The following is an 11,105-nucleotide window of genomic DNA, read 5'->3' as shown; positions in this document are numbered from 1 at the left end:
GAGAAGGATAAGGTCATGCGCCATCGTAAGAGTGGTCGTCAACTGAACCGCAACAGCAGCCATCGCCAGGCTATGTTCCGCAACATGGCAGGTTCGCTGGTTCGTCATGAAATCATCAAGACGACCCTGCCGAAAGCGAAAGAACTGCGTCGCGTAGTTGAGCCGCTGATTACTCTTGCCAAGACTGATAGCGTTGCTAATCGTCGTCTGGCATTCGCCCGCACTCGTGATAACGAGATCGTGGCAAAACTGTTTAACGAGCTGGGCCCGCGTTTCGCGAGCCGTGCCGGTGGTTACACTCGTATTCTGAAGTGTGGCTTCCGTGCAGGCGACAATGCGCCGATGGCATACATCGAGCTGGTTGATCGTTCTGAATCGAAAGCAGAAGCTGCTGCAGAGTAATCTGTAGTAACGTAAAAAAACCCGCCTCGGCGGGTTTTTTTATATCCGCATTACCCCCAGATTTCCTACAATATCGGTATGTTTTTCGTTCCTCACCTGGAGGTGGTATGTGGTTACTTGACCAGTGGGCAGAACGGCACATCCTCGATGCTCAGCAAAAAGGCGAATTTGAACATTTGCCTGGTAGCTGTAAACCACTAGTCCTTGATGATGATTCGCATGTACCGCCTGAACTACGCGCAGGGTTCCGTTTACTCAAAAATGCGGGCTGCCTTCCGCCTGAGCTTGAATATCGTAAAGAAGCGCTTGTTTTGTCGGACTTACTGGCTCATATAAATCAGGATCATCCGGACTATCACGAAATAAGTCGGCGACTGACACTTCTTGAATTGAAATTGAGGCAGGCTGGACTCAGTACGGAATTCCTTCACGGTGAATATGCGGGAAAATTGATGCTGAAATTTAATGAGGAGTAGAGATGTTTCGAATTGGAGAATTGGCCAAACTGGCTGAGGTTACCCCGGATACCATTCGTTACTATGAAAAACAGCAGATGATGGATCATGAAATTCGAACGGAGGGCGGCTTTCGCCTTTATTCGGAGAACGATTTGCAGCGTCTGAAATTTATCCGGCATGCGCGCCAGCTTGGCTTTACGCTTGAGTCGATTCGTGAATTACTTTCTATCCGTATCGATCCTGAGCATCACACTTGCCAGGAATCCAAGAGCATAGTTCAGGCCCGATTGAGTGAGGTAGAAGCGAGAATTCAGGAATTGCAGATGATGCAACGTTCTCTACAGAAATTGAATGATGCTTGCTGTGGCAGTGCGCACAGTAGTGTCTATTGTTCAATACTTGAGGCCCTGGAGCAGGGAGCCAGTAGCACTCAGGAGGGGCATTGATCTTTGTTGTTAGCAAGCCTAAACTTGCGCCGTTTGAAACCACAATCTGGAGAAATTATGAGCCATTATCAGCATAAGAAAGGGCAGATTAATGATAACGCCATCGAGGCATTGCTTCATGATCCCCTTTTCAGACAGCGAGTTGAGAAGAATAAAAAGGGGAAAGGGAGTTATTTACGTAAAGACAAGCACAGTAAGAAAGGTAACTGGGAGGCCAGTGGCAAGCAAGCGAATCGCTTGTTTACCACTGGCCTTCTGCTTAAAACAGCTTAATCAGGAGCGTTTGTTTTGTTCTTTCAACAGATCACGGATTTCCGTTAACAGCAACTCCTCTTTACCAGGTGCAGGCGGCGCTTTGGGTTCATCTTCCTGTTTACGTTTGAGCCGATTAATTAGTTTAATCGCCATGAAAATAGCAAACGCGACAATAATGAAGTCGAAAACATTCTGTATAAAGACACCGTAATGCATGACGACCGCCGGGACGTCGCCTTGTGCTTCGCGCAAAGTAAGAGCAAATTGCTTAAAGTCTATTCCGCCAATAAGTAAACCTAATGGTGGCATGATAATATCAGCGACCAGCGAAGAAACAATCTTGCCGAATGCCGCGCCAATGATCACCCCTACCGCCAAATCAACTACGTTTCCCCGCATCGCAAATTCGCGAAATTCTTTTAGCAAGCTCATGCTCTTCTCCTTGTGCTGTCAGACAGGTTAAGTCTAACAAATGTATTCTCGTTTTCCATTAAGGGTAAAAAATTGCCAGAATTTTTTAACATTGATAAAGCCAGGGTTAAATAAGAGGCGCCAGTTGTGGCGCCTGATAATTAGAGGAAGAAAGGGCTGGGCTGGAACAGGCGCTCAACATCAGTGATATATTTTTTGTCGGTAAGAAACATGATGACGTGATCACCTTGTTCGATACGCAAATTGTCGTTGGCGATCATGACATCATTACCGCGTACGACGGCACCAATAATTGTTCCTGGCGGCAGCTTAATCTCATCGATAACACGACCAACGACGCGCGATGTACTCTCGTCACCGTGCGCCACAGCTTCTATCGCTTCGGCAACACCGCGGCGCAGAGATGACACACCCACAATATCTGCTTTACGCACATGGCTCAGCAGTGCAGAAATGGTGGCCTGCTGTGGTGAAATGGCAATATCGATCACGCTGCCCTGTACCAGGTCGACGTAAGCGCGGCGTTGAATTAGCACCATGACTTTCTTGGCACCCATTCGCTTGGCCAACATGGCGGACATGATATTCGCTTCATCATCGTTAGTGACGGCAATGAAGAGATCCATTTGATCAATATGTTCTTCTGCAAGCAACTCCTGGTCTGATGCATCACCATAAAACACAATGGTGTTTTGTAGTTTCTCTGCCAGTTCTGCCGCACGTTGCTGATCGCGCTCGATCAATTTAACGCTGTAATCTTTTTCCAGACGCCTTGCCAGGCCAGCGCCTATATTACCGCCGCCAACAAGCATGATGCGCTTATAAGGTTTTTCAAGACGCTGTAATTCACTCATCACGGCACGAATATGCTGAGACGCAGCGATGAAAAAGACTTCATCACCGGCTTCGACAATCGTTGAACCCTGCGGGCGAATAGGGCGGTCATGGCGGAAGATAGCGGCGACACGGGTATCAATATGCGGCATATGCTCGCGCATTGTTGACAGCGCATTTCCTACCAGAGGTCCGCCGTAATAGGCTTTTACGACGGCGAGGCTGACTTTCCCTTCGGCGAAGTTCACGACCTGCAGCGCCCCTGGGTATTCAATCAATCGATAAAGGCTATCGATGACCAACTGTTCGGGGGCAATGAGGTGGTCGATAGGCACAGCTTCGGAATGGAACAACTTGTCCGCATCTCGCACGTAGTCCGGCGAGCGGATGCGAGCAATACGGTTTGGCGTATTAAACAGTGAATAGGCCACCTGGCAGGCAACCATATTTGTTTCGTCCGAACTGGTTACCGCAACCAACATATCCGCGTCGTCTGCACCTGCTTCTCGTAGTACGCGTGGATGTGAACCATGCCCCTGGACAACGCGTAAATCAAATTTGTCCTGCAGACTACGCAGACGATCGCCGTTAGTATCCACGACGGTGATATCATTATTTTCCCCGACCAGGTTTTCCGCCAGCGTACCGCCGACTTGCCCCGCGCCCAGTATTATGATTTTCATCAGCTGCGACCCGTTATCCTACTCATTGTTTGGAAAGCTTAGCGTAAAAGAAGCCATCACCCTCTTCCGCTCCTGGCAGGTTCTGCTGTCCTGGTCGTTCTGGCGTACCAGTCAAACTTAAGCGAGCATCAGGCGTACGTGAAAGGAATGCGGCAATTTGCTGGCTGTTTTCTTCCGGTAAAACTGAGCACGTGGCATATACCAGCGTACCGCCTGGTTTAAGATGTGGCCAGACAGCATCAAGAATCTCTGCCTGTAATTGCACAAGTTCGTTGATGTCGCGATCCCGGCGCAACCATTTGATATCTGGATGGCGACGAATAACGCCCGTTGCCGAGCAAGGCGCATCGAGCAAAATACGATCAAATTTCTCATCACCGCACCATTGCGTAGGATGACGTCCATCGCCTTGCTTCACCTCAGCCTTCATTCCCAGGCGTTTAAGATTGTCATAGACGCGAGAAAGACGTTGCTCATCAATGTCAACAGCCAGCACGCGGGCTTGAGGGGCGGCTTCAAGAATATGTGTTGTTTTACCACCGGGGGCGGCACACAAGTCCAGGATGCGGTCACCATTTTGCGGTTCAAGGAAAGTGATACATCCCTGGGCGGAAGCATCTTGTACGGTGACCCAGCCTTCATCAAACCCAGGTAATGCGCTAACAGATACCGCGGAGGCCATGCGTACGGCATCAGGATAATCCGGATGAGAAAATCCTTCCATTCCGCTTTCAGCCAGCAGTGCCAGCCAGGCATCACGGGAGTGATGGTTGCGATTTACGCGCAACCACATTGGTGGGCGCATATTATTGGCTTCAACAATATGTTGCCACTGTTGCGGATACGCTTTTTGCAGACGTTTTAGCAACCAGGTTGGGTGCAGGAAACGTTGTTCGCTCTGTTCAAACTCAGCCTGTAAGACGTCTTGCTGGCGCTGGAACTGACGCAGTACACCATTAATCAATCCCTTAAGCTGTGGACGCTTGATAACAACGGCGCCCTCAACGGTCTCGGCCAGCGCAGCGTGAGCCGGAATGCGGGTGTGCAGCAACTGATACAGGCCAATCATTATCAGATAATGCACGGTACGCTGTTTACCCGTCATCGGGCGGGACATCAGTTTGTTAATGAGCCAGTCCAGTTGTGGGAGCGTTCGCAGTGCACCAAAGCAGAGCTCCTGAAGCAATGATTTGTCTTTATCGGAGACTTTTTGCTGCAGTGCCGGAAGAACATTACTCAGAGATTGTCCTTGTTCAACAACCTGCTCAATGGCCTGTGCTGCCATACTGCGTAGATTAAAATTTTTTTTCATAGCCACGAAAATAAAAACGCCCGGTAATACCGGGCTTAAATATAATTGTCAGACCAGACGATTGCCCGGCGTAAACCACTCCCGCCGGGAGTTCAGGAGATCCTGAGTATTCATCGCTTTTTTACCGGCGGGTTGGAGCGATTCAAGATTCAAAATACCCTCAGCCGTCGCAATCTGGATACCTTGCTTATTGGCTTCAATAATTGTGCCGGGTTCGGCTTTAGCCTGGGTGTTTATCACCGACGCCTTCCAGACCTTAACGGGTTGGTCATCAATGACGAAATAGCTCATTGGCCATGGATTAAAGGCACGAATACAACGCTCCAGTTGCACCGCAGGCAAGGACCAGTCAAGCAGCGCTTCTTCTTTGCTGAGTTTTTCCGCATAGGTAACCTGCGTTTCGTCCTGAACCGTGGGTGTTGCCGTCCCGTTCGCAATTTGTGTCAGCGTTACGAGCAAACCCTGCGGGCCAAGCTGTGCCAGCTTATCGTAAAGTGTCGCACTGGTGTCTTCAGCAGTAATTGGGCAAGAGAGCTTATAAAGCATATCACCCGTGTCCAGCCCGACATCCATTTGCATGATGGTGACGCCAGTTTCCGTATCGCCCGCCCACAATGACCGTTGGATCGGTGCCGCACCACGCCAGCGTGGGAGTAAAGATCCATGTACATTCAGACAGCCGAGACGAGGCATCTCCAGAACGGCTTTCGGCAGGATGAGGCCATAGGCGACAACCACCATGACATCGGCCTGCAAATCGGCAACAAGCTGTTGATTTCCCTGTGGACGAAGAGACACTGGCTGAAATACCGGAATCCCTTTTTCTTCTGCCAGCACTTTTACCGGGCTCGGCATCAATTTTTTGCCGCGTCCGGCGGGACGATCAGGCTGAGTGAATACGCCAACGATCTCATGGTCAGAAGAGAGCAGAGCGTCGAGGTGACGCGCTGCAAAATCAGGTGTGCCGGCAAATATAATGCGTAGTGAATCTGACACGTGGATTCTTATCCTTAAGCTCGCGCTTTCATACGATCAAGTTTTTCAACTTTCTGGCGAATACGTTGTTGTTTGAGCGGCGAAAGATAGTCTATAAACAATTTACCTACCAGATGATCCATCTCATGCTGGATACAAATAGCCAAAAGACCATCCGCTTCCAGCTCGTAGGTTTGGCCTTCACGGTTCAGCGCGCGGATTTTCACTTTTTCGGCACGCGGAACAAGCGCACGCTGCTCCGGAATAGAGAGGCAACCCTCTTCAATTCCCGTCTCGCCGCTTTTTTCCAGCAGTTCTGGGTTAATTAACACCAGTTGCTCATCGCGATTTTCAGAGACATCAATAACGATAATGCGTTGATGAATATCCACCTGGGTTGCAGCCAGACCGATACCTTCTTCCGCGTACATTGTTTCAAACATATCGTCAACGATACGCTGAATTTCTGCATTAACTTCTTTTACCGGCACTGCGACTTTGCGAAGACGCTCGTCCGGGATATGTAATACTTGCAAAACTGCCATAAATATCCAGAGTCGTGTTCAGGAGTAAGAAAGATTATCCCTACTATTCTAGACAAATCCCCCTCTGATTGACAGCATCGGTGACCAATCGCAAGGATTGGGCGAGCTATTTATGGCAGGGACGCAGATGACTTCTACAGAAATATGGTTACGACTGATATATACAGGCGATTTGTTCGGCGAAAGGATGCTAAGAGTAGCGCAAAATCTGGCGAGTAGCGCGGTGGTTGATGTCGAGACGTTAATCGCAAGTGGTTTAACGGCAAAACAGGCCAGACGGTTTCTGGCAATGAGTCCACGAGAAATTGAAGAGAGCCTGCTTTGGCTTGAGCAGCCACAGCATCATCTTATTCTGGCCTGCGAGCAGCAGTATCCGCAGCAATTACGGGCGATTGCAGATTACCCGGGTGCGCTTTTTATTAAAGGGGAGCCAGATGTTCTGGCGAGCCAGCAGCTTGCTGTAGTTGGCAGTCGAGCACATTCATGGTACGGCGAACGCTGGGGGACACTATTTTGCGAGGCGCTGGCGCGGAGCGGTTTAATTATTACCAGTGGGCTGGCGCTTGGGATTGACAGTGTCGCGCATCGAGCAGCACTTAACGCGCAGGGTAAAACCATTGGTGTACTGGGGCATGGCCTTTCTACTGTTTATCCACGACGCCATATCTCCCTGGCTGCCGACATCATCGCCAATGGCGGGGCGCTCGTCTCCGAATTTTCTCTCAAGACCGCGCCTTATCCAGGTAATTTCCCTCGGCGTAATCGCATCATTAGTGGGCTTAGTCGGGGAGTGTTGGTTATCGAAGCTGCTTTACGCAGCGGTTCATTAGTTACTGCACGCTGTGCTGCGGAACAAGGCCGTGACGTTTTTGCACTTCCCGGCCCGGTAGGAAACCCCGGTAGCGAAGGGCCACACTGGTTAATACAGCAGGGCGCGCTTCTGGTTATCTCGCCAGAAGAGATCCTGGAAAATTTGCAATACGGACTACATTGGTTGCCGTCAGGTAACGAAAATTCAATTTATTCTCCAGATCAAGAAGAGGTGGCATTGCCATTTCCCGAGCTCCTGGCTAACGTAGGAGATGAGGTAACACCTGTTGACGTCGTCGCTGAACGTGCCGGCCAACCTGTGCCAGTAACTGTGGCTCAGCTACTTGAACTGGAGTTAGCAGGGTGGATCGCAGCTGTACCCGGCGGCTATGTCCGATTAAGGAGGGCAAGCCATGTTCGACGTACTAATGTATTTGTTTGAGACTTACATCCATAACGAAGCTGAAATGCGGGTGGATCAGGACAAACTGGAACGGGACCTTACCGACGCTGGTTTTGATCGTGAAGATATCTACAATGCGCTTCTGTGGCTTGAAAAGCTGGCTGATTATCAGGAAGGCCTCGCCGAACCGATGCAGCTCGCTTCTGACCCGCTCTCCGTGCGTATTTATACGCCAGAAGAGTGTGAACGGCTGGATGCCAGTTGCCGGGGATTCTTACTATTCCTGGAGCAGATTCAGGTGCTAAACCTCGAAACACGTGAAATGGTGATTGAACGCGTGCTGGCGCTGGACACAGCAGAGTTCGAACTGGAGGACCTGAAATGGGTCATTCTGATGGTTCTGTTTAACATTCCAGGATGCGAAAACGCTTACCAGCAAATGGAAGAATTACTCTTTGAAGTGAATGAAGGTATGCTGCATTAATCATTTTTGCAGCTTCCAGAGTCCTTATGGCCAAATCAGCACTGTTTACGGTGCGTAACAACGAGCCCTGCCCACAGTGCGGGGCTGAACTCGTTATTCGTTCCGGCAAGCATGGTCCGTTTCTCGGATGTTCTCATTATCCGGAATGCGATTATGTCCGTCCGCTGAAAAGTCAGGCGGATGGGCATGTCGTCAAAATTCTGGAAGGGCAAGACTGTCCCGTCTGTGGCGCAGTACTGGTATTGCGACAGGGGCGGTTTGGCATGTTTATTGGCTGTAGCCACTATCCTGAGTGTGAACATACCGAACAAATCGATAAACCCGATGACACCAGGATCACTTGTCCACAGTGTCAGACCGGGCACTTGATCCAGCGAAAGTCACGATTTGGCAAAACCTTCCATTCCTGCGATCGTTATCCCGATTGTCAGTTCGTCATCAATTTCAAACCCGTGGCAGGGGAGTGCCCAACATGCCACTACCCGCTACTGATCGAGAAAAAAACGGCGCAAGGCACCAAATGCTTCTGCGCAAGTAAACAATGTGGAAAGCCGGTAACGGCGGAACAAACCCGTGAAGAATAACCTGCATTTGGATCCCATCGCTGCTGCGGTGGAGGTCCTGAAAAATAACAATGTCATCGCATATCCCACTGAGGCCGTTTTCGGTGTTGGGTGTGACCCGGACAGCGAGATTGCCGTAAATCGTCTGCTTGAGTTGAAACAGCGGCCGGTCGAGAAAGGGCTGATCCTCATTGCCGCCAGCTTCGGGCAGCTAAAACCTTATATAGACGACAGCAAGCTGAGCGAGGCCCAGCGTGAGGCTGTTTTTGCCTGCTGGCCAGGACCTGTAACATTCGTTTTCCCTGCCAAAGCCACCACGCCGCGCTGGCTGACCGGGCGTTTTGATTCTCTGGCAGTACGTGTTACCGATCACCCGCTGGTGATTGCATTATGCGAGGCGTATGGCAAACCGTTGGTATCAACCAGTGCAAACTTGACCGGTTTACCTCCTTGCCGAACGGATGACGAAGTGCGCCAGCAATTCGGTGTCGATTTCCCGGTTGTGGAAGGGAAAACGGGTGGCCGCCAGAATCCTTCTGAAATTCGCGACGCCCTCACCGGCGAATTATTCCGTCAAGGTTAACACTATGGAATCCTACGCTGTATTTGGTAATCCAATCGCACACAGCAAATCGCCATTCATTCATGCGCAATTTGCGGCTCAATTAAAGATTGAACATCCTTATGGTCGCGTATTGGCGCCAATGGATGATTTCATTAATACGCTGGAGGCTTTCTTCGTTGCGGGAGGGAAAGGTGCCAATATTACCGTGCCTTTTAAAGAGGAAGCATTCAGTCGGGCCGACGAACTCACCGAACGTGCCGCGCTTGCGGGGGCGGTAAATACACTAAAGCGTCTTGAAGATGGGCGCTTACTGGGTGACAACACTGACGGAATTGGCTTGTTAAGCGATCTGGAGCGCTTGTCATTTATCAGGCCCGGCTTTCGCATCCTGCTGATTGGTGCGGGTGGCGCCGCACGAGGCGTGCTGCTCCCGCTGCTTTCGCTCGATTGCGCAGTGACGATAACAAACAGGACGTTGGTTCGCGCGCAAGAACTGGCAACGCTTTTTGCTCACACCGGGAGCGTGAATGCGCTTGCGTTATCCGATTTGGCAGGCCATGAATTCGACCTCATCATCAATGCCACTTCCAGCGGTATTGATGGAGGAGTACCCGAACTACCTGAATCTATCGTTCACTCAGATCTTTATTGCTACGACATGTTTTATCAAAAAGGCAGCACGCCTTTCCTTACATGGTGTCAACAACATGGGGCGCAACGATGCGCCGATGGTTTGGGGATGCTGGTGGGGCAAGCCGCACATTCGGTGCTGCTATGGCATGGCGTATTGCCAGATATAGAATCTGTTATTAAACAGCTCCAGAAGGAACTGGCGGCATGAACCAGGCAATCCAGTTTCCCGATAGGGAAGAGTGGAATGATGCACAACAGGCGATTTGTTTTCCTGCCCTGGTGAACGGCTTACAACTTACCTGCATTATGCATGCTGAGGTTCTGGCGGAACGTTTTGGGGGCGATTCGCCAGCGCTGTGGCTGGCGTTGTTCCGGGAAAATCGCTGGGATCTGGAAGACGAGGCCGAACAGTTGATCCGTGAGCAGCAGGAAGACGAGCAGGGTTATATCTGGTTATCCTGAGCCAGATATTCATCTTTCCATTTCACGTAGTTGTTCGCCGAGTATTTTAACCCTGCAATCTCTTCTTCTTTTAGTGGGCGGATCTGTTTCACCGGGCTGCCAAGGTAAAGGTAACCGCTCTCGAGGCGTTTATTTTGCGGAACCAGGCTGCCCGCGCCAATCATCACATCATCCTCAATAACCGCGCCATCTAATAAAATGGACCCCATCCCGACAAGCACGCGGTTGCCGATAGTGCAACCATGTAGCATGACCTTATGTCCCACCGTCACATCTTCGCCAATGATTAGCGGATTACCTTCGGGGTTATAAGAAGACTTATGCGTAACGTGCAATACGCTACCGTCCTGGATATTACTGCGGGCCCCTATATCTACATAGTTGACATCACCGCGGATAGCGACCAGCGGCCAGATTCCGACATCATCAGCAATACGGACATCGCCGATCACAACGCTGGTGGCATCGACCATCACTCTTTCACCGACTTGAGGATACAAATTTTTATAAGGACGTAAAACTGCGGACATAGATGCCTCATCAAAAATAGGTTGTGAAGTAGACTTTGGTGGCAATAACGGCCTTGTGCAAGCCTTTTACTTGTCATAATTCGAGCAGATCGTACGGGATCTCAACGAAAAGGGCGAAAAAACAACAATCAGCAAAAAAGATCGAAAAAAGGCTTGTGCAAAAAAATGGGATCCCTATAATGCGCCTCCGTTGAGACGACAATGTGAAACACTTCACGAGATAGTCGGAACAACGAAGAGAAAAATCCTGAAAATCAGGGTTGACTCTGAAAGAGGAAAGCGTAATATACGCCACCTCGCGACAGAGCGCTAA

General features: G+C 50.2%; 15 protein-coding genes and 1 pseudogene. 10 read left to right on the top strand and 6 right to left on the bottom strand.

Annotation, left to right across the window (positions count from 1 at the left end; translation table 11 throughout):
• The first annotated feature begins 15 nt into the window (after window positions 1–15).
• From rplQ to AAIG39_RS24330, 4 genes and pseudogenes are all read left to right on the top strand, one after another.
• Window positions 16–402: a 50S ribosomal protein L17 gene (gene rplQ, locus AAIG39_RS24345; RefSeq protein ID WP_001216372.1), complete on the top strand. Its 387-nt coding sequence runs from the start codon at window positions 16–18 to the stop codon at window positions 400–402.
• 107 nt (window positions 403–509) lie between these two features.
• A complete protein-coding gene (locus AAIG39_RS24340) occupies window positions 510–878 on the top strand; it encodes a DnaJ family domain-containing protein (protein WP_343194929.1) in 369 nt (122 codons plus the stop codon).
• 2 nt (window positions 879–880) lie between these two features.
• Window positions 881–1,306 carry a Zn(2+)-responsive transcriptional regulator gene (gene zntR, locus AAIG39_RS24335; protein WP_090089148.1) on the top strand — a complete coding sequence of 142 codons (426 nt, stop codon included), beginning with the start codon at window positions 881–883 and terminating at the stop codon, window positions 1,304–1,306.
• A gap of 57 nt (window positions 1,307–1,363) precedes the next feature.
• A pseudogene (locus AAIG39_RS24330) lies at window positions 1,364–1,689 on the top strand (alternative ribosome-rescue factor A).
• Here the strand turns inward: AAIG39_RS24330 and mscL are convergent.
• The 5 genes from mscL to def form a co-directional block, all read right to left on the bottom strand.
• Complete coding sequence (gene mscL / locus AAIG39_RS24325) at window positions 1,580–1,993, bottom strand: large-conductance mechanosensitive channel protein MscL (protein ID WP_090089146.1); 414 nt, start codon at window positions 1,991–1,993, stop codon at window positions 1,580–1,582. The pseudogene AAIG39_RS24330 and the gene mscL overlap by 110 nt on opposite strands.
• Window positions 1,994–2,133: 140 nt before the next feature.
• Complete coding sequence (trkA, locus tag AAIG39_RS24320; RefSeq protein ID WP_249573072.1) at window positions 2,134–3,510, bottom strand: Trk system potassium transporter TrkA; 1,377 nt, start codon at window positions 3,508–3,510, stop codon at window positions 2,134–2,136.
• Between the two features lie 22 nt (window positions 3,511–3,532).
• Window positions 3,533–4,822, bottom strand: coding sequence for a 16S rRNA (cytosine(967)-C(5))-methyltransferase RsmB (rsmB, locus tag AAIG39_RS24315; RefSeq protein ID WP_343194931.1), 1,290 nt, complete (start codon window positions 4,820–4,822; stop codon window positions 3,533–3,535).
• A 48-nt stretch (window positions 4,823–4,870) separates the two neighbouring features.
• The gene (gene fmt, locus AAIG39_RS24310; RefSeq protein ID WP_343194928.1) at window positions 4,871–5,818 is read right to left on the bottom strand and encodes a methionyl-tRNA formyltransferase; all 948 of its coding nucleotides are present in this window, start codon (window positions 5,816–5,818) and stop codon (window positions 4,871–4,873) included.
• A gap of 14 nt (window positions 5,819–5,832) precedes the next feature.
• Window positions 5,833–6,342: a peptide deformylase gene (gene def / locus AAIG39_RS24305; protein ID WP_090089139.1), complete on the bottom strand. Its 510-nt coding sequence runs from the start codon at window positions 6,340–6,342 to the stop codon at window positions 5,833–5,835.
• Between the two features lie 127 nt (window positions 6,343–6,469).
• Here def and dprA point away from each other — a divergent pair, with 127 nt between their 5' ends.
• The 6 genes from dprA to AAIG39_RS24275 are packed head-to-tail and all read left to right on the top strand — an operon-like array spanning window position 6,470 to window position 10,262.
• Window positions 6,470–7,594 (top strand): DNA-protecting protein DprA, encoded by a 1,125-nt coding sequence (dprA, locus tag AAIG39_RS24300; RefSeq protein ID WP_090089137.1) that lies wholly within the window; start codon window positions 6,470–6,472, stop codon window positions 7,592–7,594.
• The gene (gene smg / locus AAIG39_RS24295; protein WP_039076830.1) at window positions 7,566–8,039 is read left to right on the top strand and encodes a DUF494 family protein Smg; all 474 of its coding nucleotides are present in this window, start codon (window positions 7,566–7,568) and stop codon (window positions 8,037–8,039) included. The genes dprA and smg overlap by 29 nt, the downstream gene beginning before the upstream one ends.
• Window positions 8,040–8,065: 26 nt before the next feature.
• Window positions 8,066–8,623 (top strand): DNA topoisomerase family protein, encoded by a 558-nt coding sequence (locus tag AAIG39_RS24290; RefSeq protein WP_090089136.1) that lies wholly within the window; start codon window positions 8,066–8,068, stop codon window positions 8,621–8,623.
• A complete protein-coding gene (tsaC, locus tag AAIG39_RS24285) occupies window positions 8,613–9,185 on the top strand; it encodes an L-threonylcarbamoyladenylate synthase type 1 TsaC (RefSeq protein ID WP_090089131.1) in 573 nt (190 codons plus the stop codon). Before AAIG39_RS24290 ends, tsaC begins: the two co-directional genes overlap by 11 nt.
• Window positions 9,186–9,189: 4 nt before the next feature.
• Window positions 9,190–10,008, top strand: a complete 819-nt coding sequence (aroE, locus tag AAIG39_RS24280; protein ID WP_343194927.1) for a shikimate dehydrogenase — start codon at window positions 9,190–9,192, stop codon at window positions 10,006–10,008.
• On the top strand, window positions 10,005–10,262 hold the full coding sequence (locus AAIG39_RS24275) for a DUF1488 family protein (RefSeq protein WP_090089127.1): 258 nt from the start codon (window positions 10,005–10,007) through the stop codon (window positions 10,260–10,262). The genes aroE and AAIG39_RS24275 overlap by 4 nt, the downstream gene beginning before the upstream one ends.
• Here AAIG39_RS24275 and AAIG39_RS24270 read toward each other — a convergent pair.
• Window positions 10,244–10,792 (bottom strand): gamma carbonic anhydrase family protein, encoded by a 549-nt coding sequence (locus AAIG39_RS24270; RefSeq protein WP_343194926.1) that lies wholly within the window; start codon window positions 10,790–10,792, stop codon window positions 10,244–10,246. The two genes, AAIG39_RS24275 and AAIG39_RS24270, sit on opposite strands and share 19 nt — an antisense overlap.
• Window positions 10,793–11,105 lie beyond the last annotated feature (313 nt).

The sequence above is a fragment of the Phytobacter palmae genome (assembly GCF_039409775.1).
GTDB lineage: Bacteria > Pseudomonadota > Gammaproteobacteria > Enterobacterales > Enterobacteriaceae > Phytobacter > Phytobacter palmae.
The sequence above is the reverse complement of the archived record's forward strand: the minus strand, read 5'-3'. Positions and strand labels throughout refer to the sequence as shown.

What these genes read in the sequence shown, in the direction of transcription:
- rplQ (WP_001216372.1), top strand. Translation starts at nt 16, where the DNA reads ATGCGCCATCGTAAGAGTGGTCGTCAACTGAACCGCAACAGCAGCCAT.
- AAIG39_RS24340 (WP_343194929.1), top strand. Translation starts at nt 510, where the DNA reads ATGTGGTTACTTGACCAGTGGGCAGAACGGCACATCCTCGATGCTCAG.
- zntR (WP_090089148.1), top strand. Translation starts at nt 881, where the DNA reads ATGTTTCGAATTGGAGAATTGGCCAAACTGGCTGAGGTTACCCCGGAT.
- mscL (WP_090089146.1), bottom strand. Translation starts at nt 1,993, where the DNA reads ATGAGCTTGCTAAAAGAATTTCGCGAATTTGCGATGCGGGGAAACGTA.
- trkA (WP_249573072.1), bottom strand. Translation starts at nt 3,510, where the DNA reads ATGAAAATCATAATACTGGGCGCGGGGCAAGTCGGCGGTACGCTGGCG.
- rsmB (WP_343194931.1), bottom strand. Translation starts at nt 4,822, where the DNA reads ATGAAAAAAAATTTTAATCTACGCAGTATGGCAGCACAGGCCATTGAG.
- def (WP_090089139.1), bottom strand. Translation starts at nt 6,342, where the DNA reads ATGGCAGTTTTGCAAGTATTACATATCCCGGACGAGCGTCTTCGCAAA.
- dprA (WP_090089137.1), top strand. Translation starts at nt 6,470, where the DNA reads ATGACTTCTACAGAAATATGGTTACGACTGATATATACAGGCGATTTG.
- smg (WP_039076830.1), top strand. Translation starts at nt 7,566, where the DNA reads ATGTTCGACGTACTAATGTATTTGTTTGAGACTTACATCCATAACGAA.
- AAIG39_RS24290 (WP_090089136.1), top strand. Translation starts at nt 8,066, where the DNA reads ATGGCCAAATCAGCACTGTTTACGGTGCGTAACAACGAGCCCTGCCCA.
- aroE (WP_343194927.1), top strand. Translation starts at nt 9,190, where the DNA reads ATGGAATCCTACGCTGTATTTGGTAATCCAATCGCACACAGCAAATCG.
- AAIG39_RS24275 (WP_090089127.1), top strand. Translation starts at nt 10,005, where the DNA reads ATGAACCAGGCAATCCAGTTTCCCGATAGGGAAGAGTGGAATGATGCA.
- AAIG39_RS24270 (WP_343194926.1), bottom strand. Translation starts at nt 10,792, where the DNA reads ATGTCCGCAGTTTTACGTCCTTATAAAAATTTGTATCCTCAAGTCGGT.